This window comes from Streptomyces sp. NBC_01217 (assembly GCF_035994185.1).
Taxonomy (GTDB): domain Bacteria; phylum Actinomycetota; class Actinomycetes; order Streptomycetales; family Streptomycetaceae; genus Streptomyces.
Map to the genome: position 1 here is coordinate 5,058,433 of NZ_CP108538.1, position 24,099 is coordinate 5,082,531.

At 69.7% G+C, this 24,099-nt stretch carries 25 protein-coding genes and 1 tRNA gene; 19 read left to right on the forward strand and 7 right to left on the reverse strand.

From position 1 onward, the window contains the following. Positions 1-16 precede the first annotated feature (16 nt). From OG507_RS22585 to OG507_RS22620, 8 genes are all read left to right on the forward strand, one after another. Positions 17-2,137 carry an ATP-binding protein gene (locus tag OG507_RS22585; RefSeq protein WP_327369003.1) on the forward strand — a complete coding sequence of 707 codons (2,121 nt, stop codon included), beginning with the start codon at positions 17-19 and terminating at the stop codon, positions 2,135-2,137. Between the two features lie 203 nt (positions 2,138-2,340). Continuing rightward, positions 2,341-2,799, forward strand: coding sequence for a hypothetical protein (locus OG507_RS22590; RefSeq protein ID WP_327369004.1), 459 nt, complete (start codon positions 2,341-2,343; stop codon positions 2,797-2,799). 5 nt (positions 2,800-2,804) lie between these two features. Continuing rightward, complete coding sequence (locus tag OG507_RS22595; RefSeq protein WP_327369005.1) at positions 2,805-2,978, forward strand: hypothetical protein; 174 nt, start codon at positions 2,805-2,807, stop codon at positions 2,976-2,978. Positions 2,979-3,062: 84 nt separating this feature from the next. Next, positions 3,063-3,965: a bifunctional DNA primase/polymerase gene (locus OG507_RS22600; protein WP_327369006.1), complete on the forward strand. Its 903-nt coding sequence runs from the start codon at positions 3,063-3,065 to the stop codon at positions 3,963-3,965. Between the two features lie 157 nt (positions 3,966-4,122). Beyond that, the gene (locus OG507_RS22605; protein ID WP_327369007.1) at positions 4,123-4,317 is read left to right on the forward strand and encodes a hypothetical protein; all 195 of its coding nucleotides are present in this window, start codon (positions 4,123-4,125) and stop codon (positions 4,315-4,317) included. Further along, a complete protein-coding gene (locus tag OG507_RS22610; protein WP_327369008.1) occupies positions 4,314-5,480 on the forward strand; it encodes a DUF3631 domain-containing protein in 1,167 nt (388 codons plus the stop codon). Before OG507_RS22605 ends, OG507_RS22610 begins: the two co-directional genes overlap by 4 nt. 178 nt (positions 5,481-5,658) lie before the next feature. Next, complete coding sequence (locus OG507_RS22615) at positions 5,659-5,880, forward strand: helix-turn-helix transcriptional regulator (RefSeq protein WP_327369009.1); 222 nt, start codon at positions 5,659-5,661, stop codon at positions 5,878-5,880. A 78-nt stretch (positions 5,881-5,958) separates the two neighbouring features. Then, on the forward strand, positions 5,959-7,194 hold the full coding sequence (locus tag OG507_RS22620; RefSeq protein WP_327369010.1) for a tyrosine-type recombinase/integrase: 1,236 nt from the start codon (positions 5,959-5,961) through the stop codon (positions 7,192-7,194). An 81-nt stretch (positions 7,195-7,275) separates the two neighbouring features. Here OG507_RS22620 and OG507_RS22625 read toward each other — a convergent pair whose 3' ends face one another. Beyond that, on the reverse strand, positions 7,276-8,034 hold the full coding sequence (locus OG507_RS22625) for a phosphoglyceromutase (protein WP_327369011.1): 759 nt from the start codon (positions 8,032-8,034) through the stop codon (positions 7,276-7,278). Positions 8,035-8,279: 245 nt separating this feature from the next. On the opposite strand from OG507_RS22625, the gene OG507_RS22630 reads away from it, so the two are divergent. Then, positions 8,280-9,638: an MDR family MFS transporter gene (locus OG507_RS22630; RefSeq protein WP_327369012.1), complete on the forward strand. Its 1,359-nt coding sequence runs from the start codon at positions 8,280-8,282 to the stop codon at positions 9,636-9,638. Positions 9,639-9,744: 106 nt separating this feature from the next. On the opposite strand, the gene OG507_RS22635 is transcribed toward OG507_RS22630, so the two are convergent. Further along, complete coding sequence (locus OG507_RS22635) at positions 9,745-9,894, reverse strand: hypothetical protein (protein ID WP_327369013.1); 150 nt, start codon at positions 9,892-9,894, stop codon at positions 9,745-9,747. A 202-nt stretch (positions 9,895-10,096) separates the two neighbouring features. Next, positions 10,097-10,774, reverse strand: coding sequence for a phosphate signaling complex protein PhoU (gene phoU / locus OG507_RS22640; RefSeq protein ID WP_327369014.1), 678 nt, complete (start codon positions 10,772-10,774; stop codon positions 10,097-10,099). A 196-nt stretch (positions 10,775-10,970) separates the two neighbouring features. Here phoU and OG507_RS22645 point away from each other — a divergent pair, with 196 nt between their 5' ends. Further along, a complete protein-coding gene (locus tag OG507_RS22645; RefSeq protein ID WP_327369015.1) occupies positions 10,971-12,245 on the forward strand; it encodes a sensor histidine kinase in 1,275 nt (424 codons plus the stop codon). After that, positions 12,242-12,922 carry a response regulator transcription factor gene (locus OG507_RS22650; RefSeq protein WP_072487966.1) on the forward strand — a complete coding sequence of 227 codons (681 nt, stop codon included), beginning with the start codon at positions 12,242-12,244 and terminating at the stop codon, positions 12,920-12,922. The genes OG507_RS22645 and OG507_RS22650 overlap by 4 nt, the downstream gene beginning before the upstream one ends. Before the next feature lie 83 nt (positions 12,923-13,005). Here the strand turns inward: OG507_RS22650 and OG507_RS22655 are convergent, their stop codons facing one another. Beyond that, positions 13,006-13,677 (reverse strand): DUF461 domain-containing protein, encoded by a 672-nt coding sequence (locus OG507_RS22655; protein WP_327369016.1) that lies wholly within the window; start codon positions 13,675-13,677, stop codon positions 13,006-13,008. Positions 13,678-14,278: 601 nt separating this feature from the next. Here OG507_RS22655 and OG507_RS22660 point away from each other — a divergent pair. The 7 genes from OG507_RS22660 to OG507_RS22690 all read left to right on the forward strand — a co-directional run bounded on the left by OG507_RS22660 (position 14,279) and on the right by OG507_RS22690 (position 21,159). Continuing rightward, positions 14,279-14,761 carry a CarD family transcriptional regulator gene (locus OG507_RS22660; RefSeq protein WP_006380568.1) on the forward strand — a complete coding sequence of 161 codons (483 nt, stop codon included), beginning with the start codon at positions 14,279-14,281 and terminating at the stop codon, positions 14,759-14,761. Between the two features lie 345 nt (positions 14,762-15,106). Further along, positions 15,107-15,853: a 2-C-methyl-D-erythritol 4-phosphate cytidylyltransferase gene (gene ispD, locus OG507_RS22665; protein ID WP_327369017.1), complete on the forward strand. Its 747-nt coding sequence runs from the start codon at positions 15,107-15,109 to the stop codon at positions 15,851-15,853. Next, entirely contained in the window at positions 15,843-16,355 is a 513-nt protein-coding gene (gene ispF / locus OG507_RS22670) for a 2-C-methyl-D-erythritol 2,4-cyclodiphosphate synthase (protein ID WP_327369018.1), read from the forward strand. The genes ispD and ispF overlap by 11 nt, the downstream gene beginning before the upstream one ends. 101 nt (positions 16,356-16,456) lie before the next feature. Beyond that, on the forward strand, positions 16,457-16,861 hold the full coding sequence (locus OG507_RS22675; RefSeq protein ID WP_327369019.1) for a PPOX class F420-dependent oxidoreductase: 405 nt from the start codon (positions 16,457-16,459) through the stop codon (positions 16,859-16,861). Between the two features lie 92 nt (positions 16,862-16,953). Beyond that, complete coding sequence (cysS, locus tag OG507_RS22680; RefSeq protein ID WP_327369020.1) at positions 16,954-18,357, forward strand: cysteine--tRNA ligase; 1,404 nt, start codon at positions 16,954-16,956, stop codon at positions 18,355-18,357. Positions 18,358-18,442: 85 nt separating this feature from the next. Further along, positions 18,443-19,399, forward strand: coding sequence for a 23S rRNA (guanosine(2251)-2'-O)-methyltransferase RlmB (gene rlmB, locus OG507_RS22685; protein WP_327369021.1), 957 nt, complete (start codon positions 18,443-18,445; stop codon positions 19,397-19,399). A gap of 116 nt (positions 19,400-19,515) precedes the next feature. Continuing rightward, the gene (locus OG507_RS22690; protein ID WP_327369022.1) at positions 19,516-21,159 is read left to right on the forward strand and encodes a DoxX family membrane protein; all 1,644 of its coding nucleotides are present in this window, start codon (positions 19,516-19,518) and stop codon (positions 21,157-21,159) included. 70 nt (positions 21,160-21,229) lie between these two features. Here the strand turns inward: OG507_RS22690 and OG507_RS22695 are convergent, their stop codons facing one another. From OG507_RS22695 to OG507_RS22705, 3 genes are all read right to left on the reverse strand, one after another. Continuing rightward, a complete protein-coding gene (locus tag OG507_RS22695) occupies positions 21,230-21,940 on the reverse strand; it encodes a nucleotidyltransferase family protein (protein WP_327369023.1) in 711 nt (236 codons plus the stop codon). A 34-nt stretch (positions 21,941-21,974) separates the two neighbouring features. Next, entirely contained in the window at positions 21,975-22,388 is a 414-nt protein-coding gene (locus OG507_RS22700; RefSeq protein ID WP_327369024.1) for a hypothetical protein, read from the reverse strand. A 222-nt stretch (positions 22,389-22,610) separates the two neighbouring features. Next, positions 22,611-23,747 carry an ABC transporter ATP-binding protein gene (locus OG507_RS22705; RefSeq protein ID WP_327369025.1) on the reverse strand — a complete coding sequence of 379 codons (1,137 nt, stop codon included), beginning with the start codon at positions 23,745-23,747 and terminating at the stop codon, positions 22,611-22,613. A gap of 179 nt (positions 23,748-23,926) precedes the next feature. On the opposite strand from OG507_RS22705, the gene OG507_RS22710 reads away from it, so the two are divergent. Next, positions 23,927-24,000 (forward strand) — tRNA-Thr (locus OG507_RS22710). Positions 24,001-24,099: the final 99 nt, after the last annotated feature.

A 24,099-nucleotide genomic window follows, 5' to 3' on the forward strand; every position in this document is an offset into this window, starting at 1 on the left:
CAGGAGTCGTTCCGTCATGAGCGACAACGTCGTCCGCCTCTTCAAAGAGACCACCCCCGCCCCTGAGGCGCCTTCAGCGGCCCCGTCGGCTGCTGTAGCAGCGCCCGCCGCTGGAACGCCGTCTGTGCCCTTGTGGGTGCGCTCCGCGCGGGGCGTCCGCACAATGGCCACCCACGAACGCACCAAGACCGCCTGCCGCGCCGCTGCCCGTCACGGCCTCTACGTCCTCGGTGGCACGAGGATCGTGGCCCGTCGCACCTGGGAGGGCCGCACCGCCTCCCGCTACGAACGCCTGCTCCGTGCAGCCGAAGCCGCGGGGAACATGGAAGCGGCAGCCGAGTGGGAAGAGCGCGGCCAGCGGTTCCGCCAGGACCGCCACCGCCGCCGTATGGACCTGCTCACCGCCCCCATGGACGCCGCCAAGGGCATCGCGGCCGGGGCCGGTATAGGGGCGGGTGGTCTCCTGCTCGTGGGCATTATGCTCGCCGTCGCGAACAAGGACTTCACCGACATCGCGGCGCCCACGATGGCCGTGATCGAGCTGGTCCGCTGGATCGTCGTCATCATCACCGTGACCTGGGGGCCCCTGGTCACGCTCGGTCCGTGGGCGGCCCTGCTCGGTCTGTGGGCGGTGGGCAAGCACCAGCAGGCCGCACCCCAGTGGGCGCTCCCCGCCAACGCCCGTGGCGGTGAGGGTGAGCCGATCACGCCGTCCATCGTCGTCCTCGCACTGCGGAACCTGGGCATCGCCCCGCTGCGCAACGCCATCAAGGAGATGGGCGACGCGGGCGCCTCCATGCTGGGCCCGATCCGGATCGCCGGATGCGGCGTCGAGGTGGACGTGACCCTGCCCTCCGGCGTCTCCACAAACGAAGTCCAGGGCAGGCGGCGCAAGCTTGCCGAGAACCTGGCCCGGCACGAGCACGAAGTGTTCATCACCATCCCGCAGGCGGCCCGCACCGTCCGGCTGTGGATCGCCGACAGTGGCGCGCTGGATGAGCCGATCGGCCCGTCCCCGCTGACCACCGACCAGGACCTGACCGCGAACTACAAGACCGGACGCGCCCCGTGGGGCCAGGACCTGCGCGGCGACGCCGCCGCGATCAGCCTGTACCAGCGCCACCTGCTCATCACCGGTCTGTCCAACCAAGGCAAGACCGCAGCCCTGCGGGCGCTGGCCCTGTGGCTGGCGCTGGACCGCACGGTGGAATTCCGCATCGCCGACCTGAAGGGTGCCGGGGACTGGGCCATGTTCGATGGCCTGGCCACGGTGCTGATCCAGGGCCCGACCGACGACCACGTCATCGAGGCGACCGAGATGGTCGAGAGCGGTGTCAGCGAGATGGAGCGGCGCCTCCAGGCCCCGCCCGGAACGGTGTTCCCGCCGCTCGTGCTGCTGGTCGACGAGGCGCAGGTGGCGTTCATGTGCCCGGTGGTCGACGGGGAGAAGCGCCCGTATGGCGGGTCCAAGGCCACGTCCCGGTACTTCATGGCCACCCGGAAGATCCATAACCAGGGGCGTGCGGTCAACGTGACGCTGTGGCAGGGGACGCAGGACCCGACCGACCAGAACCTTCCCAAGCTGGTCCGCGAGGGTGCCCACACCCGCGCGTCCCTCGCGCTCGGCACCGAGTCGCAGGCCCGCATGGCGCTGGGAGACAAGGCCGTCGACGGCGGCGCCGCCCCGAACCTGCTCCGCCCCGGCCTGGACAAGGGAACCCTGGTCGTCGCGAGCGACGGCATCGAGATCCCCGCCGGCCAGGCATCCATCACCGTCCGCACCCACTACATCGACACCGAGACCGCCGCGCAGATCACCGCACGCGCCAAGGCCATGCGCGACGGCGTCACCACCCTCCACGTCATCGAGCGCGACCAGGACCGTGACCCGCTCGCCGACATCGCCACCGTCATCGCGGACACACCTCGCGTGCTCACGCAGGACGTGCTGCAGCGGCTCGCCGTGCTGTCCGAGGACGCCTACGGGAAGTGGACGCACGCCGACCTGAAGCGGGTCCTGGACGGCACCGGGGCCGAGCCGTACAAGTCCGATGGGCGCATGGTCGTCGGCCGCGACCGCGTCGCCCGCGCCCTCACCAACCACGACACCGACGGTTCCGCTTCCGCCGACGGATGACAGGGAGCGCACCCCCGGCGGGCCAGGGAGACAGGGAGAACTCCCTGACCGCCTCCCTGACCCGCCTCCCTGGCCCTGAGCTGCACAAATGATGTTCAGGGACTCAGGGAGTCACCCCAGCTCAGCACCCCTGAACACCCCTCTACGCACCTCCCGATGGGGGTGCTTCCGCCTCCCTGACCCAGCACAGGAAGGGATTCCGCATGTTCCCCGAGAACACCACCCACCTGCCCACCCAGCAGGCCCTGACCATCCACCAGCCCACCCCCATGGCGCCCCTTCCGACCGCGCCGCTCGTGCCGGTCCAGCCCACAACGGTCCCGGCGGTGACGTCCATCGTCCTGCCCGACGGACGCGTCATCACCGGCTACGCCATCGCCCCCACCCAGCCCGAACCAGTCGTGGCCAAGCCGCTCGTCTCCCGCACGGCCGTGAACATCGCCCTCGGAGGCATCGGCTTCGGTGCCGTCTGCGGTGGTCTCGTTCTGCTGACCACGTTCATCGCCGCCCTCGCGGCCCTGGTCCAGCAGCTCATCATCCTGGCCGCCGTCATCTTCGGCGGCTTCATCGCCGTCCAGATTCTCACCGCCGCCAACCAGCGCGGCGCGACCACGGTGAACATCCGCAAGGCCGTCATCAAGCGCAACCACTTCCACGGCTGACCGCTATGCCGTTACTCGACTGGCGCGACGCACGGCACTTCGACAAACACCGCGACCTCCCCTGCCTGCTCTGTGGCAAGCCCACCCCGATGCGCTCCCACGACCGCGAACCCGTCCACAAGGTGTGTGCAGAGGACTGGTGCGACCAGCACCCGAACTCCAACCGCTTCCACAACTGAACGCCGAAAGCGGCCCCTGTCTCACGCCAATGATCCGGGGCCGCTCTCGTCTGCCAGCACTCAAGAGAACTGGAGACACCCAGCATGACCCACGACCTCAACACCGCGCTGCTCTGTGCAGCGTTACAAGCCGCTGACCGCGGGTGGCACGTCTTCCCGCTCCGACCCGGCGACAAGCGCCCCGCCCTGCACGGCGAGACCGTTTGCCCCGGCCTCGGTGACTGCGCGGGCGGCCACCGCAAGTGGGAGGACCGGGCCACCATCGACCCGGACCGCATCCGCCGGGCGTGGGCCGACCGGCCGTTCAACATCGGGATCGCAACGGGCCCGTCGGGGCTGGTCGTCGTCGACCTCGACATGCCCAAGCCCAACAGCAGTAAGGGCACGCCTTGCGGCGTGACGACCTTCAAGGCGCTCTGTGAGCGCGCCGGACAGGCCGTCCCCGCCACCTACCGGACCCGGACCGCGAGCGGTGGTCACCACCTGTACTTCACCGCCCCGCCCGGCACCCGTCTCGGCAATACGGCGGGCACGCTCGCGCCCCTGGTGGATACCCGGGCGTGGGGCGGCTACGTCGTCGCCGCGGGCAGCACCACGGCAACCGGCGCGTACGAGGTTGTTGACCCCGCCCCGATCATGGGCCTGCCCGGTTGGCTGCTCGGGCTGCTCCAACCGACCCGCCCCACGCCCGTCGGGCCGCTGATCGCGCCCGTCGTGAGCGGCAGCCGGGCGGGCAGGGCTGCGTTGGAGCGGGAGTGCAACCTGGTCCGCAAGGCTCCGGAGAAGCAGGGCAACAACACGCTCAACCGGTGCGCCTTCAAGGTGGGGCGCTTCGTCGCATGGGGCGACCTCGCCCGGCACGAAGTGGAAGAAGCCTTCCAAGGGGCTGGAGAGGCCCGGGGACTCACCGCTGCTGAGTGCCGCGCCACGATCCGCAGCGCTCTGGACAGCTCCATCCGCAGCGCCCGGCCTCGGGAGGCGGCATGAGCGCCCGTCCCCGTCCCCCCTTGGAAGGCCTCCCCCGAAACCCACCGGTCCCGGCCTCGCCGAACCGGCCCCGGCCGCATCCGGCAGTGGTGCGCCGAAGGTCGTCGGCCGCCAGGCCGTCCTTTCATCGGTTCGTCCTGACCCGCGCACGGCCACGGTGACCGGCATCCGGCCCGGACTGCACCTCCGGGGACTCGACCGGGGCGAGATCCCCACCGCGGACTGGCTGTGCGCCTGCGGGCACCACGAACGCGCCCGCGGCCGCAAAGCCGTCACCGAGCTGAACACCCGCGTACACGTCGGGCACTGCCCGCACCGCGCACCCGAAGAGCACAGGAGGAACGCCGCATGAGCACCCCTGCACAGACCCCCGCGCCCATCGACGGTGCGGCCCTGCTCGACCAAGTCGAGGCGTTCCACCGTCGGTTCAACATCTTCCCGACCGAAGCGGCCTACGTCGCCGTCACGTTGTGGGACGCTCACGCCCACCTGCTCGACTGCTTCGACTCCACGCCCCGGCTCGCTTTCCTCTCGCCCGAACCGGGCAGCGGGAAGAGCAGGGCGCTGGAGATCGTGGAAACGCTCGTTCCGCGTCCCATGGTCGCGGTCAACGCGTCCGCTGCCGCCCTCTTCCGGGCCGTGTCCGGGCCGGACGGGCGGCCCACGATCCTCTTCGACGAGATCGACACCGTGTTCGGCCCCAAGGCCGGGGACAACGAGGAGTTGCGCGGATTCCTCAATGCCGGCCACCGCCGGACCGGCGTCACCTACCGGTGCGTCGGCGACACCCAGACGGTGACCCCGTTCCCGTCCTACACCGCCGTCGCCGTCGCCGGACTCGGTTCCCTGCCCGACACGATCCTGACCCGCGCCGTCATCATCCGCATGCGGCGCAGGGCCCGTAACGAGCAGATCGAACCCTTCCGTGCCCGCATCCACGAGAAGGAAGGCCACGCCCTGTGTGACCGCCTCGCGCAGTGGGCCGAGCAGGCACGCGGCTGGGTCATGGGCGCCTGGCCCGAGATGCCCGACGGTGTCAGCGACCGCCCCGCCGACGTGTGGGAAGGGCTGCTCGCCATCGCCGACGCCGCCGGGGGCGACTGGCCCCGGCGGGCCCGCGAAGCCTGCGTGACCCTCGTTGAAGCCTCCCGGGCCAACGACAAAGGCAGCCTCGGTATCCGCCTGCTCACCGACCTGCGCGACCACGTCCTGATCGGCATCGACCGCCTGCCCACCATCGCCATCCTGGACCGCCTCAACTCCCTCGACGACGCCCCCTGGGCCGACCTCAACGGCAAGCCGCTCGACAACCGGCGCCTGTCCAAAATGCTGGGCGAGTACATGACCGCCGACAACGACCCCATCGGCTCCCGCAACATCCGCACCGCGGGCGGTGTCCTCAAAGGCTTCTTCGCCAAAGACCTCGAAGACGCGTGGGCCCGCTACTGCCCGCCTCCCACGCCCGCTACATCCGCTACAGCGCTACATCCCAGGTCAGAGGCCCTGAATCTGTAGCGGCAAAACCAGATGTAGCGGCTACGGGCCGCGCACCCGCGAACGGCCGTAGCCGCTACATCGAACCCATCCGCTACAAAAATCATGCCGCTGACCTGCAATGTAGCGGCGTAGCGGATGTAGCGGACCTAGCAGAAGGGGGCCAGAGCCCCCGACCCCGCCGTCAAGGAGAGGCCGCATGGCGACCGCCATCACGACAACGCTCCGCGCTGGACTCCCCGACCGCTACCTCACCCCGGAGGACATCGCCGCGCTGTTCTCCGTCCCGCTGGAAACCGTCTACGTCTGGCGCAAGAAGCGCACTGGCCCGCCCGGATTCCGCATCGGGAAGCACCTGCGTTACGACCCCGAAGCCGTCCAGGCATGGACCGCCAATCTCGCTGCACACGACGCGGCCTGACTCACCGAACAATCACCGGCAGTAGGGGCGTGACCAATCCTGGTCACGCCCCTACTGCATGCGACACAGGAGCATGCTTTGGCTGGCCACATTCAAGACCGCTGGTTCAAGACCGGAACCAACGCCAACGGCAAGACCGTCCGCGTCAAGACCGACCGTCACGGTACGGGTATGCGCTACCGCGCCCGCTACGTCGCTCCCGACGGCAGCGAGAAGAGCAGGAGTTTTCCTGATGGGAAGAAGCGACTTGCTGAGGACTGGCTGAACCGCATCGAGGCCGACATGTCGCGCGGTCAGTACACCGACCCGAAGGCCGCTCGGATGACCTTCCAGGAGTTCGGGGAAAAGTGGCTGGCGAGCCAGAGCGGCGACCCGAACACGAGGGCGTCCATGCAGTCTCAACTTAGGCTGCATGCCTTCCCGCGCATCGGGGCGCGCTCTCTGGGGGCGTTCCAGCCGAGCCACATCCGCGAGTTCGTGACGCAGCTCGAAGCGTCGGGCATGTCCGGCTCGTACGCCCGCGTCATTTTCTCCAACGTCCGCGCCATCCTGAGCGCGGCCGTTGAGGATGGGCACATCCCCCGGAATCCCTGCCACTCGCGGACGGTGACGCTCCCTGAGATGGGTGCGCGGCGCGTCGTCCCGTGGCTGCCGGAACGAGTCTTCGCCATGCGCGGAGCCATGGCCGAACGATTCCGCCCCATGGTGGACGTCGGTGCAGGTTGCGGCCTGCGGCAGGGGGAAATTCTTGGCGTGTCGGTCGAAGAGCTGGACTTCGACAACGACACGCTGCACGTCGTCCAGCAGCTCAAGCTGAGCCTCAGTCAGCCCGTTTTTGCTCCACCGAAGGGTGGCAAGCTGCGCGACGTGCCGCTGCCGGATCCGGTGGCGGACGCGCTCAAGGCGCACATGAAGCTCTTCCCGCCCGTAGAGATCACGCTGCCTTGGATGCGCGCCGGCGGTCCGCCCGTGACCAAGCGCCTGATCTTCACCGGTCCCCTGGGCGGGCACATCTGGCGTACGTCGCTGAATGAGGACCACTGGAAGCCCGCACTCGCCAAGGTCGGCGTCATCCCCAAGGCGAGGAGTCGCGAGCATTCCGCCGCTCGCGAGCACGGAATGCACGCTCTGCGTCACTTCTATGCGTCGGTCTTGCTGGACGCCGGGGAGAGCATCAAGGCGGTCAGTGAGTACCTGGGACACTCTGATCCGGGGCTCACGCTGAAAGTTTATGCCCATCTGATGCCGAGCAGTCGTGACCGCGCGAGGAAGGCTCTCGGCAGGGCACTCAGGCCCCAAGATCACCCGCACTGACGGCCCACAGGCGGCCCGAGATAGGCGACGGCCCCTCATCTGCACTGAACGCGCAGATGAGGGGCATGATCATCAAAGCGACTACTTCTTGCCCTGGTTCTTCACGGCCTCGATGGCGGCCTTCGCCGCGTCCGGGTCGAGGTACGTGCCGCCCGGCTTGACCGGGCGGAAGTCGGCGTCCAGCTCGTAGGCGAGCGGGATGCCGGTCGGGATGTTCAGGCCCGCGATGTCGGCGTCGGAGATGCCGTCGAGGTGCTTGACCAGGGCGCGGAGGCTGTTGCCGTGGGCGGCGACCAGGACCGTGCGGCCGGCCAGGAGGTCCGGGACGATGCCGTCGTACCAGTACGGCAGCATGCGGACCACGACGTCCTTGAGGCACTCGGTGCGCGGGCGCAGCTCCGGCGGGATCGTCGCGTAGCGCGGGTCGTCGCTCTGCGAGAACTCGGTGCCGTCCTCGAGAGCGGGCGGCGGGGTGTCGTACGAACGGCGCCAGAGCATGAACTGCTCCTCGCCGAACTCGGCGAGCGTCTGCGCCTTGTCCTTGCCCTGGAGGGCGCCGTAGTGGCGCTCGTTCAGCCGCCAGGTGCGGTGGACGGGGATCCAGTGGCGGTCCGCGGATTCCAGCGCGAGCTGCGCGGTGCGGATGGCGCGCTTCTGGAGGGAGGTGTGCAGGACGTCGGGGAGCAGACCGGCGTCCTTGAGCAGCTCACCGCCGCGGACTGCCTCCTTCTCGCCCTTCTCCGTGAGGTTGACGTCCACCCAACCGGTGAACAGGTTCTTCGCGTTCCATTCGCTCTCGCCGTGGCGGAGGAGGATCAGCTTGTACGGTGCGTCGGCCATGGGTCCGAGCGTAATCGAAGGCATACGGGCGCTGCGCGGCCGGTCACAGGACGGACAGAAGGGGGGCGGGAGGGGGCGCGGAGGGTACGCGGAGGAGGGCCGGGGCGGGGAGCGGGGCGGGGACGATTGACGGCAGGCGTCAATTGACTGGCGGACCTGAATCCGGGATTCGTAATGTTCGGATTGCCACCGGGCCTCTTACCGGCGGCTCCGTTCCGTATGCCACGTCCCTGGGGGGATTCCGTATGTCTGTCGCCGGTCTCAGACGGGCCGCACGCGAATCCGTGTCCGGGCTCCCCAGGGAGTTCTGGTGGCTGTGGACCAGCACACTGGTCAACCGGCTCGGGGCGTTCGTCGCCACGTTCATGGCGCTCTATCTGACCCTGGACCGGGGCTACTCCGCCTCGTACGCCGGTCTGGTCGCCGCGCTGCACGGGCTCGGCGGGGTCGTCTCCTCGCTCGGGGCGGGCGTGATGACCGACCGGCTGGGCCGCCGGCCCACCATGCTCATCGCGCAGACCTCGACCGCCGTCTCCGTGGCCGTGCTCGGGTTCATGGTCCACCCGGTGGCGATCGCGGCCGTCGCCTTCGTCGTCGGCATGGCCAGCAACGCCTCGCGGCCCGCCGTGCAGGCGATGATGGCCGACATCGTCCGGCCCGAGGACCGGGTACGGGCCTTCTCGCTCAACTACTGGGCCATCAACCTCGGCTTCGCGGTCTCCTCTGCCGGTGCCGGGTTCGTCGCCGAGTACAGCTATCTCGCCGGGTTCCTCGGCGAGGCCACGATGACGCTGGTCTGCGCCTTCGTCGTCTTCATGAAGGTGCCCGAGTCACGGCCCGAGAAGCCGGCGGTGTCCGGGCGCGCGGCCACCGGCGCCGATGAGGTCCGGCTCTCCACCGTGCTGCGCGACGGGCGGTTCATGAGCGTCGTCGGGCTGTCCTTCGTCATCGCCCTGATCTTCCAGCAGGGGTACGTGGGGCTGCCGGTGGCCATGGGGGCGGACGGGTTCTCCAGCTCCGACTTCGGCACCGCCGTCGCCGTCAACGGTGTGCTGATCGTGGTGCTTCAGATCCCGGTAACCCGGTTCATCCAGCATCGCGATGCGCGCCGGCTGCTCATCGTCTCCTCGCTGCTCGCGGGGTACGGATTCGGGCTGACCGCGTTCGCCGGGTCCGTCGCCGTGTACGCGCTGACCATCTGCGTCTGGACGGTCGCCGAGATCGTCAACTCGCCGATCCAGAGCAGTCTGGTGGTCAGGCTCTCGCCCGCCCGGGGCCGCGGGCGCTACCAGGGCATGTACACGATGTCCTGGTCCGCGGCCGCGCTGATCGCGCCGCTGATGTCGGGTGTCGTCATCGACCGGTTCGGGGCGCAGTGGCTCTGGGGGGCGTGCGCCGTCCTCGGAACCGCTGCCGCGCTCGGGTACTGGCTGCTGATGCGGAACCTGCCGGGCGAGGACGGGACGGCGGCACCCGAAGGCAGTGGCGGCGGCAGCGGCAGCCGGGTGGCGGAGAGCGTCCGGGCCGTGGGGAGTGCGGTGCCGGCCGGTTCCCGGGCCGACGCGGACGCCGACGTCAGTACGGGCCCCGGGGCTTCCGCCTAGGGACGACGTGCCACGAAGCCATCGCCCCGGCACCGCATCCGCACACACATCAAGGGCGCCTCGCGCAAAACAGGCTGTTTTGCGCGAGGCGCCCTTGGCGGTCCGGTCAGCCGGAGCAGCCACCGCACTGGCACGGGGCCCCGGACTGGCAGCCGCAGCCGCAGCCCGAGCCGCAGCCGCAGGCGCCGAGGACGGTCAGGTGCACCACTTCTGCGGGTGCCTCCTGCTGGGGGTCGGTCGTGGGGGAATCGGCCATGGTTCCTCCTCAATGCGTACGACAGGGCCGTACGCCACGACGACGCGCGTACGACCGGGGCGTACGGACAAGGCGTGCCGCCCCACCCCATTGCATGCCCAACCGGGCAGGCGCATCAACGGCGCACGCGTGCAGAGATACATGTGCGAACGGATGCGACCGCGTACGCCGTGACGCGCACTCCGTCTTCCGGGTCCTCCGGTCAGACGCCCTCCACCGGTGTCTGCTGCTGGATCTCGTCGGCGTGCTCGCCCGTCACCAGGTAGACCACGCGCTTGGCGACCGACACCGCGTGGTCGGCGAACCGCTCGTAGTAGCGGCCGAGCAGCGTCACGTCGACGGCCGTCTCGATGCCGTGCTTCCAGCGGTCGTCCATCAGGTGCTGGAACAGCGTGCGGTGCAGCAGGTCCATCTCGTCGTCGTCCTGCTCCAGCTGGAGCGCCAGATCGACGTCCTTGGTGATGATCACCTCGGCCGCCTTGGCCATCAGGCGCTGTGCCAGCTGCCCCATCTCCAGAATGGTGGCGTGCAGGTCGTGCGGCACCGCCGATTCCGGGAACCGCAGCCGGGCCAGCTTGGCGACGTGCTGGGCGAGGTCGCCGGAGCGCTCCAGGTCGGCGCTCATCCGCAGCGAGGTGACCACGATCCGCAGATCGGTCGCCACGGGCTGCTGGCGCGCGAGCAGGGCGATGGCCCGCGCTTCCAGGTCGTGCTGGAGGTCGTCGACCTTCTGGTCCGCGGCGATCACGCTCTCCGCGAGCTTGAGATCGGCGTCGAGCATGGACGTCGTCGCCCGGCCGATCGCCGACCCGACGAGCCGGGCCATCTCGACCAGTCCCTCACCGATCGAGTCGAGTTCCTCGTGGTACGCGTCACGCATGGAAGTCCCTCTCCAGTCCTCACTAAGGCCGGGGCCAGGTATGAACCCCACGCTGCCACCATGGGTGGCGTACGCGTCGGCTTCCGGCCACCCAAGTGAACCAACCCTTGCCCCTCGGTGAACTCTGGGCGACGAGTGTTCGGATACGCACTCGGATGGCTGGGAGAGTCCTCCCGGACCCGCATAACCTTGACGTATGGACGTGAACGCGGCAGTCGCCGCAGCTGCGGCGATCGGCGGTGCTTGTACCGGCGTGATCGCCATGCTGGCGTTCCGCTGGAGCGAGCGCGACCAGAAGAAGCCGACGCGCACTTCCCTGCGGCCCGACAGCAACGCCCCCCTTCCCCCGGGGGTGGACACGGTCCTGTCCGTGCTCAGTTCCTCCGCGGTCGTGCTCGACGAGAGCGACAGCGTGGTCAAGGCCAGCTCCGCCGCCTATGCGCTGGGGCTGGTCAGGGGCGGACGGCTCGCCGTCGACCCGATGCTGAACATGGCCAGGGACACCCGCCGCGACGGTGAGATAAGACAGGTCGAGCTGGACCTCCCCAGACGCGGTACGGGCCGGGGCGAGGCCCTCGCGGTCTCCGCCCGGGTCGCTCCGCTGGGTTCCCGGCTGGTGCTCCTGCTGGTCGAGGACCTCACCGAGGCCCGCCGCATAGAAGCGGTACGGCGCGACTTCGTCGCCAATGTCAGCCATGAGCTCAAGACCCCGGTCGGCGCGCTCTCGCTGCTCTCCGAGGCCGTGATGGACGCCTCGGACGACCCGGAGGCGGTGGAGCGGTTCGCGGGGCGGATGCAGATCGAGGCGACCCGGCTGACCAACCTCGTACAGGAGATCATCGACCTCTCGCGGGTGCAGAACGACGACCCGCTGGAGGACGCCGAGCCGGTCCGGGTGGACGAGCTGGTGGCCGAGGCCATCGACCGCTGCCGCCAGCAGGCCGGCTCGAAGCAGATCACCATGGCGTCGGGCGGCACCGCGGAGCTCCGTATCTGGGGCAACCGCGGCCAGCTCGCAGCGGCACTCGGCAACCTCGTCGAGAACGCCGTCAACTACAGCCCCGCCCGTACCCGAGTGGGCATCGCCGCGAGGCGACTGACCGTACCCGGCGGGGACCAGATCGAGATAGCCGTGACCGACCAGGGCATCGGCATCTCGGAGAAGGACCGCGAGCGGGTCTTCGAACGCTTCTACCGCGTCGACCCGGCCCGCTCACGGGCCACCGGTGGTACGGGCCTCGGCCTCGCCATCGTCAAGCACGTGGCCGCCTCGCACGGCGGGGAGGTCACCGTCTGGAGCTCGGAGGGCCAGGGCTCCACCTTCACCCTGCGGCTGCCCGAAGCGGGCTCCGTACGGGAACGGGACCGCAGCTCGGGCGGACCGCTCATCGTCAACGGCGACGAGGGCTCCTACGGACCCGCTCACCCCGACACCCTTGAACCATTTCCTGCCCCGGAGGTCCTTCCGTGACCCGAGTGCTCGTCGTCGAGGATGAGGAATCCTTCAGCGACGCCCTGTCCTACATGCTTCGCAAGGAGGGTTTCGAAGTCGCCATCGCGGCCACGGGCCCGGACGGACTTGACGAGTTCGAGCGCAACGGCGCCGACCTCGTACTGCTTGACCTGATGCTGCCGGGCCTGCCCGGCACGGAGGTCTGCCGTCAGCTGCGCAGCCGGTCCAATGTCCCCGTGATCATGGTCACGGCCAAGGACAGCGAGATCGACAAGGTCGTCGGCCTGGAAATAGGAGCCGACGACTACGTCACCAAGCCCTTCTCCTCGCGGGAGCTCGTCGCCCGCATCCGCGCGGTGCTGCGGCGCCGCGGGGAGCCGGAGGAGGTCACACCGGCCGCCCTGGAGGCGGGCCCGGTCCGGATGGACGTGGACCGTCACGTCGTCACGGTCGCCGGCGGCAAGGTCGACCTCCCGCTCAAGGAGTTCGACCTGCTGGAGATGCTGCTGCGCAACGCGGGCCGGGTCCTGACCCGGATGCAGCTGATCGACCGGGTCTGGGGCGCCGACTACGTGGGCGACACCAAGACCCTCGACGTCCACGTCAAGCGCCTGCGCGCCAAGATCGAGCCCGACCCGGGGGCGCCGCGCTTCCTGGTGACGGTGCGGGGCCTGGGGTACAAGTTCGAGCCGTAAACCGGCCTGTGCCCGTATGCGACGGCGGAGGGCGCCCTCCCTTTCGAGGGGGCGCCCTCCGCCGTCTGCGCGGCTGCGTACGGTCAGCCGGTCTGCGCCGAGGCGGACGCGGCGTCGGTCGGGGTGACCGTCTCGCTGTCGGACTCCGACCCGGCCGCCGGAGCCTGCGGGGTCCCGGAACCGGACGGGGTCGCGGAGGACTCGGCCTCGGGCGACTGCGACTGGGACGGCAGCTCCGGGAGCGAGCTGGGGCCGAAGCCCTTGAAGTAGCTGGTCGCCGGAACGACGAACGCGCCGAGCGGGACCTCGCCGGTCGAGCTGAACGTGAAGACGACGCGCTGCACATTGCCGGCCTGCGCGGCCTCGCGGCCGTTCGCGATCACGGCGGACGCGTTGCCCTCGCCACCGAGCACCACCTTGCCGCCGGCCGGGACCACGACCGGTCCGGCGCCCTTGGCGGCGTGCAGCTCCACTGCGACGCTCGTACCCGGCAGGGTGACGGCGTCCAGGGTCTGTGCCTTGACGCCGTTGTTGAACAGCGTCGCGGTGACGACGGCCGGGCCCTCGGCTTCGAGCTCGGGCTGTGTGACGACGTTCGCGTTCTGGATGCTGATGTCACCGGTGGTGGTGGCAGCAGTGTCCGGCCTGACCTTGAGCGTCGCTGCGTCATTGCCCGCGCCGCACGCGGCGAGCGAGGCGATCGAGAAAACGATGGCTGTGGCGGCGAGAGCGCCGTGTCGAAGGCTGCGGCTCACGGCGGCGGCAACTCCTTGAACGTGTCGGACTGCGGACGGGAAGGGCGGGCGGCGTAAAGCCGCCCTAAGGGTGTGTCAGCGGCCTCAGGCTACCGAGCCGCCCCTCCCGCCCCGCACCCGACCCGCCCCTTGGCTCCCCTTCGTGCTCCGGCGCACGTCGAAACCGGTCAACACACACCGTTCACATATCGCCGGTGATCAATTCATGGAGCGTGGGCGCATTCCGCGCGCATAACCGACTCATGTAACCGACTCATGTAACCGACTCACGCCGGACGGTTGATCAATTCTATTGATCAACCGCACTTACGTCCGTACGGGTGATCGATCCTCGAACGGAGTACACAAAGTTCATCATCCAGAACCCGGCAAAACGGGACGTTCGGCCACTTCGGAAGGGGGTTCCGATGCGTGTAACGTGTGCGTTTCGCCTCGCCCGTACAGCGGCTCCGACCTGCGAATACCGTCTCCCGTGAGCCTTCCGCAGCACGTTCGTGTTGCTGTTGTCAAGCCCCGAGATATGCCCTGACCTGCGAAAACGCCATTCAGGAGAAGCTGTTCTCGTGTTACTCTTGATAGCCACGGAAGGGGTACCTGTCACATGACGTTCAAGGTTGGCGACACCGTGGTCTATCCCCATCACGGGGCCGCGCTGATCGAGGCTATCGAAACTCGCCAGATCAAAGGCGTGGACAAGACCTACTTGGTGCTCAAGGTCGCCCAGGGCGACTTGACGGTTCGTGTGCCGGCGGACAATGCGGAGTTCGTGGGCGTGCGCGACGTGGTCGGGCAGGAGGGGCTGGACCGGGTCTTCGAGGTGCTGCGTGCACCGTATGCCGAAGAGCCGACGAACTGGTCCCGGCGCTACAAGGCAAATCTCGAGAAGCTCGCCTCCGGCGATGTCATCAAGGTCGCCGAAGTGGTTCGTGACCTGTGGCGTCGTGAGCGCGAGCGTGGACTCTCCGCAGGTGAGAAGCGGATGCTCGCCAAGGCTCGGCAGATCCTGGTGAGCGAGCTCGCTCTCGCGGAGAACACGAACGAAGACAAGGCCGAGGCTCTGCTCGACGAGGTACTCGCGTCCTGAACCGGCTCGCGCCGGTCGTAAAAAATGTGCCGCGGTGCCCGCTGACAACCGTATTCACGGTATGTCGTCGGGCGCTGCGGCATGTTTGGATTCAGCCACGGCCTGTCCGGATTACGTCCCGACTCACCGGTGCGTTGGCTTCCCCGGCGATCTCCCCGATACGTTGCTCGCGATCTTGTGTAGCCGTTCGTACAGCCGACCCCGAGCGAGCGGTGCGGCTTGTCCGACTTCGACCGGGTGTCACGGAAAGGGTCCGGTCGAGTCATGGCGTCCCGCCCGGCTCGCTTGTGGCCATACCCATGTCGGCTGTGGAAACAAACATGCCGAAGCTTCGGAGTGCAACCGATGTCTGATCAATCGCGTCCGTACCGCACCGCCGCCGTGATTCCCGCGGCCGGCCGCGGCGTACGGCTCGGCCCGGGCGCCCCCAAGGCGCTCCGCACGCTGGGCGGGACGCCCATGCTCATCCACGCGGTACGGGCCATGGCGGCCTCCCGTTCCGTCTCCCTGGTCGTCGTCGTCGCGCCTCCGGACGGTGCGTCCGAGGTCAAGAACCTGCTCGACGAGCACGCGCTGCCCGAGCGCACCGACTACCTCGTCGTGCCCGGCGGCGACACCCGCCAGGAGTCGGTGCGGCTCGGCCTCGAAGCGCTGCCCGAGGGTGTCTCCGTCGTCCTCGTCCACGACGCGGCGCGCCCGCTGGTGCCCGTCGACACCGTGGACGCGGTGATCGAGGCGGTACGGGACGGGGCGCCCGCCGTCGTCCCCGCGCTGCCGCTCGCCGACACCGTCAAGGAGGTCGAGCCCGGTGCGCCGGGCGAGCCGGAGCCGGTGCTCGGCACGCCCGTACGGGCCAGGCTGCGTGCCGTGCAGACCCCGCAGGGCTTCGACCGCGACACGCTCGTGCGCGCGCACGAGCGCGTGGCCGTCAGCGGCGAGGGCGCCACGGACGACGCGGGCATGGTGGAGCAGCTCGGGGCGCCCGTCGTGGTCGTACCCGGGCACGAAGAGGCGTTCAAGGTGACCCGGCCGCTGGATCTGGTGCTGGCCGAGGCGGTACTCGCGCGCAGGAGGGCCAACGATGGCTTCTGAGGAACGGACGGGGTCCGTTGCCCCGGTCATCCCGCTGGTCGGGATCGGCACCGACATCCACGCCTTCGAGGAAGGCCGTGAGCTGTGGTGCGCGGGGCTGCTGTGGGAGGGCGAGGGGCCCGGGCTGGCCGGACACTCCGACGCCGATGTCGTCGCGCACGCCGCGTGCAACGCGCTCTTCTCGGCCGCCGGGCTCGGCGACCTCGGGCAGCACTTCGGTACGGGGCGGCCCGAGTGGTCCGGCGCCGCAGGGGTCACGCTGCTGACCGAGGCGGCGCGGATCGTAAGGGCCGAGGGCTTCGAGATCGGCAATGTCGCCGTTCAGGTCGTCGGCGTACGGCCGAAGATCGGCAAGCGGCGCGACGAGGCGCAGAAGGTGCTGTCGGCCGCCGTGGGGGCGCCGGTCTCGCTCTCCGCCGCGACGTCCGACGGGCTGGGGTTCACGGGGCGGGGCGAGGGGCTCGCGGGGATCGCGACCGCCCTGGTCTACCGCACGGGCTGACTGCGGCCCGCACTGCGCTCCGTCCGGTGGGAAGCGGGAGCGACGGGACGGAGTTGGGTATCGGTAGAGGCACCATCGATCCCAACTGGAGGACATACGCCATGACCGCCGCACTCTCCGAAGAACTCAAGGCGCTTCTCGACACGCCGGTGTTCGTCACCGTCGCCACCGTTCAGCCCGACGGCAGCCCCCAGGTCTCCCCGGTCTGGGTGAAGCGCGACGGCGACGACGTGCTCGTGTCGACGACCGTGGGGCGCCGCAAGGAGCAGAACCTGAGCCGCGACCCGCGGGTCTCCGTCGTCGTCCAGCCCTCCGACGCGCCGTACACCTACGCCGAGATCCGCGGCACCGCCACGCTCACCACCGAGGGCGGCCAGGAGCTCATCGACGAGCTGTCGGTGAAGTACACCGGCAAGAAGTACGCGGAATTCAACCCCGCGTCCGGTGACGACGACGAGCGGGTGGTCGTCCGGATCACGCCGCGAAAGGTCGTCGGACGCATCTAGGAACGCTCCGCGGACACTCCGCTGCCACAAACTTTTCCCCGCGATCCCCAAGGGGTCGCGGGGCACTGGTGCGCGCCCACTACCCTTGAGGGGTGACTATTCGCCTGTACGACACCAGCGCCCGGCAGATCCGTGACTTCGTACCGCTGACAGCGGGCTGTGTCTCGATCTACCTCTGTGGCGCGACCGTGCAGGCCGCCCCGCACATCGGGCACATCCGGTCCGGGCTGAACTTCGACATCATGCGCCGCTGGTTCACCTACCGCGGCTACGACGTCACGTTCATCCGCAACGTCACCGACATCGACGACAAGATCATCACCAAGTCCGCCGAACAGGGCCGCCCCTGGTGGGCCATCGGATACGAGAACGAACGCGCCTTCAACGCCGGCTACGACGCACTGGGCTGCCTCCCGCCCACCTACGAACCCCGCGCGACCGGCCACATCACCGAGATGATCGAGATGATGCGCGGCCTGATCGAACGCGGCCACGCCTACGCAGCCGACGGGAACGTCTACTTCGACGTCCGCTCCTTCCCCGGCTACCTCCAGTTGTCCAATCAGGATCTGGACGATCTGCGCCAGCCCTCCGGCGAGGGCGAGACCGGCAAGCGCGACCAGCGTGACTTCGCGATGTGGAAGGCCGCCCGGCCGGGCGAGCCGAGCTGGGAGACCCCGTGGGGACGGGGCCGGCCGGGCTGGCACCTGGAGTGCTCCGCCATGGCCCACAAATACCTCGGCACCGCGTTCGACATCCACGGCGGCGGCATCGACCTGATCTTCCCGCACCACGAGAACGAGATCGCCCAGGCCAAGGCCTACGGCGACGACTTCGCGAAATACTGGGTCCACAACGGCTGGGTCACCATGTCCGGCGAGAAGATGTCGAAATCCCTCGGCAACTCCGTGCTGGTCAGCGAGATGGTCAAGCAGTGGCGCCCGATCGTGCTGCGCTACTACCTCGGCACCCCGCACTACCGGTCCATGATCGAGTACAGCGAGGAGGCCCTGCGCGAGGCCGAGTCCGCGTTCGCCCGGATCGAGGGCTTCGTCCAGCGCGTCACCGAGAAGGCCGGCGAGACCGTCGAGCCCGCCACCGAGGTCCCGCCCGCATTCGCCGAGGCCATGGACGACGACCTCGGCGTCCCCCAGGCCCTCGCGATCGTCCACACCACCGTCCGGCAGGGCAACAGCGCCCTGGCCGCCGACGACAAGGAAGCCGCCGTCGCACGACTCGCGGAAGTACGGGCCATGCTCGGCGTCCTCGGCCTCGACCCCCTCGCCCCGCACTGGGCCGGCGAGAGCGACCGCGGCGAGGACCTCCACGGCGTCGTCGACACCCTCGTACGCCTCGTCCTCGACCAACGCCAGGCCGCCCGCGACCGCAAGGACTGGCCCGCCGCCGACGCCATCCGCGACCAGCTGGGTCAGACCGGACTCCTCATCGAGGACAGCCCCACCGGACCACGATGGACACTCGGCCCACGCCAGTAGTCCCTCGCACATGTGCCGCCCGGCGATCCGGGCGGCACACTTCACTTGAGTACGCATGTCTGAGAAGCAACGAAACAGGTAGGTCATGGCCGGGAACAGCCAGCGCAGGAACCGCCGCACGTCCAACAAGAAGGGCGCGCAGGTAGGCAGCGGTGGGCAGCGACGCCGTGGCCTGGAGGGCAAGGGCCCGACGCCGCCCGCTTCCGCCCGCAAGGGGCACAAGAAGAACCGGATCGCCGGCGCCCAGGCCAAGCAGGCCGCGGCCCGCCGTCCCGCGCCGCGTCGCGGCGGCGCCAAGGGCACGTCCGAGATGGTCGTCGGCCGAAACCCGGTCTACGAGGCGCTGCGCGACGGCGTCCCGGCGACGACCCTGTACGTCCAGCAGTACATCGACAACGACGAGCGGGTCCGCGACGCGCTCCAGCTCGCCGGTGAGCGCGGCAACATCAACCTGATGGAGGCCCCGCGGGTCGAGCTGGACCGGATGACGAACGGCCTGAACCACCAGGGCCTCGTCCTCCAGGTCCCGCCGTACGAGTACGCGCACCCGGAGGACCTCACCGCCGCCGCGTACGACAACGGCGAGGACCCGCTGATCGTCGCCCTCGACGGGGTCACCGACCCGCGCAACCTGGGTGCGATCGTCCGCTCCGTCTCCGCGTTCGGCGGTCACGGCGTGGTCGTGCCGGAGCGGCGCGCGGCCGGGATGACGGCGGGCGCCTGGAAGTCCTCGGCGGGCACGGCGGCGCGTACGCCGGTCTCCCGGGTGACGAACCTGACCCGGGCCCTGGAGGGCTACCAGAAGGCCGGCATCACGGTCGTCGGTCTCGCCGCGGACGGTGAGCACACCGTCGAGGACCTGGAGGCGCTCGGCGGACCCGTCGTCATCGTCATCGGCAGCGAGGGCAAGGGCCTGGGCCGTCTCGTCGGTGAGACCTGTGACTACCGGGTCCGCATCTCGATGCCGGGCGGCGCGGAGTCGCTGAACGCGGGTGTCGCGGCCGGGATCGTCCTGTACGAGGTCGCGCGGCGCCGGGCCTGAAGTACACCCGACCGGGGGGCGGCCGACCGGGGCGCCCCCCGGTCGGACCCCATTGACGGGCCTCGGACACTTCGGGCCCGTCAAGGCAGTGTCCTAAACACACATCACTCGGTTAGATGAGTGTGGACACCAGAACGCCTCGGTTCGACGAACAACCCGCCCTGAGCATGACCAAGGTGGACTGCGACCCTGCGCAGGTCATCGTCAACCACGCCAGCTTCCGGGTGCAGCTCGCCCCTGGCCAGCGCCCGCGGCTGCGCGGTCCGGCCCCCGCCGGTGTGCCCAGGGTCCCCGCCATGAGCGGCGGCACCGGAGCAGTGCGCGGCAGGCGCTCGCCCGTCGTGTGGAGCGGCAGGTCCGCTCCCGGCGACCCCGGCGCCACTGGACTCCTCCAGGCCGTACGGAACTCCACCGCGGGCCGCCCGGCCGCCGCGTACGACTCCTATGCCGCGCACGCCGGACACGAGTTCGACGGCGGGCTCGGCGCGGGCGGCACCCAGGTCATCGACCGTCTCGAAGAGACCCAGCCCAACCCCGTCATCCCCGCGCCCCACCGGCCGGGCCGCCACGGCGCAGGGCCCCTGCTGCCGCCGATGCGGAAGGCGGTCGGCGCCTACGACCCGGTCGACACCGGACCGTACGGCCAGGAGGCGTACGACGAGTACGAGTACGACGACCTCGTCGACGCCCGGGGGCGGCGTCACGGCAGCGATTCCGTACGGCATGCGTACTATCCCGGGCGCCGGATGAACCTCGGTGTCGTGCTGCTACCCATGCGTGTCTTCCTCGGCTTCATCTCCATCTACGCCGGCATGGGCAAGCTGTGCGACCCCGTCTACTTCGACGGCGGCGAGCGCGGCTCCATGGTCAAGTGGCTGACCTCGCTGCACCCGTGGGCGCTGGCCGAGCCACTGCGCGACTTCGCGCTCTCGCATCCCGTCGGCGCCGGACTGACCGTCGCCTTCCTCCAGGTCGTCGTCGGCGTCCTCACCGTCCTCGGTCTCTGGCAGCGCGTCGCCGCCTCCGTCGGCGCCCTTCTGTCCGCAGCCCTGCTGGTGACCGTCAGCTGGCGGACCGTCGCCGTCTACGACACGCCCGACATCATCTACCTCGCCGCCTGGAGCCCGCTGATCATCGCGGGCGCTCCCGTCTACTCCGTGGACGGACGGCTCGCGGGTGAGGCCTGGCGCAGGCTCGGCCCGCGTTCGGCGATCTGGGACCTGCGCCGCCGGGTGCTGCGCCGGGGCGCCGTCGTCGCCGCAGTCGTCGTCGGCCTCACCCTTCTCGTGGGTTCCATGCTCGGCGGCGCGGTCCGCTCCTCCGGGGTCGTCACGGTGCCCGGCCCGAACGGCGAACCGACCAACCAGCTCCCCGGCTCCCCGCTCCCGCAGGAGTCCCGCAGCGGCCGGGCCTCCCACACGCCGGGCGGGCAGCGCCCCTCGCCCTCCCGCAGCAGCGCCTCCACCAGCCCCTCCGCCGAGGCGTCCACGCCCGCCGCGGACGCGGTCCGCGAGTCCGGTCAGGCGGGGGCGGGTGCCGGGCAGCCGAGCCAGACCCAGGGCACCGTCCAGCAGCCCCCGCGGCAGACGACCCCGCAGCAGCCCCCGACCAGCAGCTCGGGCCCGAGCTCCTCCGGCTCCTCCGGCACCGGTGGCGGCTCCACGGGCGGTGGCTCCACGGGCGGTGGTTCGGACGGCGGCGGCTCCGGCGGCGGGACGTCCGGCGGCGGGCAGAACCCCATCGGCGGCCTGCTGGGCTGAGGCAGCGGCGGTACGAGGAGGGGCGGTCACCGGAACGAGAACCCGGTGACCGCCCCTCCTCGTACCCCGTTCACTGCCCGTCCAGCTCCTTGGCGGCCTCGGTGAGGTCCTTCGCCGTGTCGATGGCCCGCCAGTACGCGCCGTGCGGCAGCGGGTAGCCGGCGAGCCTGCGCTCGCGGGCCAGGCGCGGGAACGTCGTCCGCTCGTGGTCGCCCCGGTCCGGCAGCAGCGTGGTGAACGTCGGCGAGAAGACGTACACACCGGCGTTGATCAGATACGGCGACGGCGGCGACTCGATGAAGTCGGTGATGTGCCCGAACGCGTCCGTCTCCACGGCGCCCCACGGGATACGGGGGCGGGCCAGGGCCAGTGTGGCGGTCGCATCGCGCTCGGCGTGGAACGCGGCCATCTCGCGCAGGGAGAAGCGCGTCCAGATGTCGCCGTTGGTGGCGTACCAGGGCTCGCCCGGATCGGGCAGCCGGGCGGCCGCGTACTTCAGCCCGCCGCCGCGGCCCAGGGGCTCGGACTCCACGACGGTCGTCACGCGCAGCGGCAGCACCGCCTCCCGCAGCCACTCCTGGAGCACCTCGGCCAGATGACCGCACGACACCACGGCGTCGGTCACGCCCTCGGCGGCCAGCCAGGAAAGCTGATGGCCGATGATCGGGGTCCCGGTGCCCGGGATCTCGACCATCGGCTTGGGGCGGTCGTCGGTGTACGGGCGCAGCCGCGATCCCTGGCCACCCGCCAGGACCACGGCCTGCGTCGGATACGTTTGCATGCCAGGCACGATATGCGGTGCCCGGCACCGTCCGTCAGCTGAACTGTGCGACGCCCGAGGCGAACGACGTGTCGCAGACGGGACGCGAGAACCGGTGGGCGCGCGTCGGTCCGTACTGTTCGACCGCGGCGCGGCCCAGGGCCTTCGCGATCGACATGCAGTGCCGGGCGAGCGAGGGGCGGCCCTCGACGGAACGCTGCAGGTCCGTCAGCGCGACACCCGGGTCCTTCTCCCGGAGCTCCACCAGCAGCCGGTCCCGCAGGACGTCATGCGGGGTGCGTGCCTCGGCACGCTTCGGAACGTCCTGAGCCGACGCGGTCAGGACCTGCGACTCGGAGTTGTGCGCTGCCCACGGCACGCTGGTGACGGCGAGGGTCCCGGAGAGGACCATCACGACGGGCAGTACGAGAGCGAGGGTTCGGCCGATGCGGCGCGCGGTGTGGGTCACGCAGCGAGCGTAGCGGGCAGTGATGATTTGGCGACATTTCGTCACCCTTGAGGGGGATGGTTCGAGGGTGTTTTTCGAATCCCGTGTTGACGTGCGGCGGTGAAATGGCCGGTGTGCCGGGGATTTCACCGCCGCACGGATCCAAACCCGTTCGCGCCCCGTGGCGCGCGAACGGCCCCGCACGAAGAACGTGCGGGGCCGCCGTGATGCGGGTGCTGGGCGTCAGCCGGTGAGGCGCTCGCCCGTCGAGGTGCAGAAGACGTGCAGCTCGTCCGGGCGCGGCACGACGTGCAGCTTGGTGCCCTTCTCCGGGACGGCGCGGCCGCCGACGCGGACGACGAGGTCCTTGTCCGCGCCGCCGACCTGCGCGGAGCCGTAGACGAAGCCGTCGGCGCCGAGCTCCTCGACGACGTTGACCGAGACGGCCAGGCCGGCCGGGGCGTCGTCGCTGTCCTTCGAGAGGGACTTCGCGGCGGCGCCGCCGTGCTCGACGATGTCGAAGTGCTCGGGGCGGATGCCGACCGTGACGGTCGTGTCGCCCTTGTCCGCGGCGGCGGTGAGCGCCTCGCGGGAGACCGGGACGACGCTGTTGCCGAACTTCACGCCGCCGTCGGTGATCGGGACCTCGACCAGGTTCATGGCGGGGGAGCCGATGAAGCCGGCGACGAAGAGGTTGGCCGGGCGGTCGTACATGTTGCGCGGCGAGTCGACCTGCTGCAGCAGACCGTCCTTGAGGACCGCGACGCGGTCACCCATGGTCAGGGCCTCGACCTGGTCGTGCGTGACGTAAACGGTCGTGATGCCCAGACGGCGCTGGAGCGAGGCGATCTGCGTACGGGTGGAGACACGGAGCTTGGCGTCGAGGTTCGACAGCGGCTCGTCCATGAGGAAGACCTGCGGCTCACGGACGATGGCGCGGCCCATCGCGACACGCTGACGCTGACCACCGGAGAGCGCCTTCGGCTTGCGGTCCAGGTACTCGGTGAGGTCGAGCATCTTGGCAGCTTCTTCGACCTTCGCCCGGATCTCGGTCTTGTTGACACCGGCGATCTTGAGCGCGAAGCCCATGTTGTCCGCGACGCTCATGTGCGGGTAGAGCGCGTAGTTCTGGAACACCATGGCGATGTCCCGGTCCTTCGGGGGCAGGTGCGTGACATCGCGGTCGCCGATGCGGATCGCGCCGCCGTTGACGTCCTCAAGACCCGCGAGCATGCGCAGGGAGGTCGACTTGCCACAACCGGAGGGACCGACGAGGACGAGGAACTCGCCGTCCGCGATGTCGATCTCGAGCTGGTCCACGGCCGGCTTCGTGGAGCCGGGGTAGACGCGGGACGCCTTGTCGAACGTGACACTGGCCATGCTGATTCTTCTCCTTCACCGGCAGGAACGTGCCGGACGATCCGAGTAAGGGAGTGGTCTGGTCCACTTGAGTGAACCCTCAGCGAGGCTACCTGGCCATTTGAAATCTGTCAGTAGTTCGAGGGCCGCGAAATTCGGGGACCGCGAAGGGTGCTGTGTTGGTTACACTTCTCCGGCATGCCTCCTTAGCTCAGCTGGCCAGAGCAACGCACTTGTAATGCGTAGGTCGTCGGTTCGAATCCGACAGGGGGCTCAGAGAAACCCCAGGTCGCACAGCCCGTGATCTGGGGTTTCGTGTTGCTCGGGGTGTGGTGGGTCCGCCGCGGGCACCCTCATGTGCCCGACAGCCGAT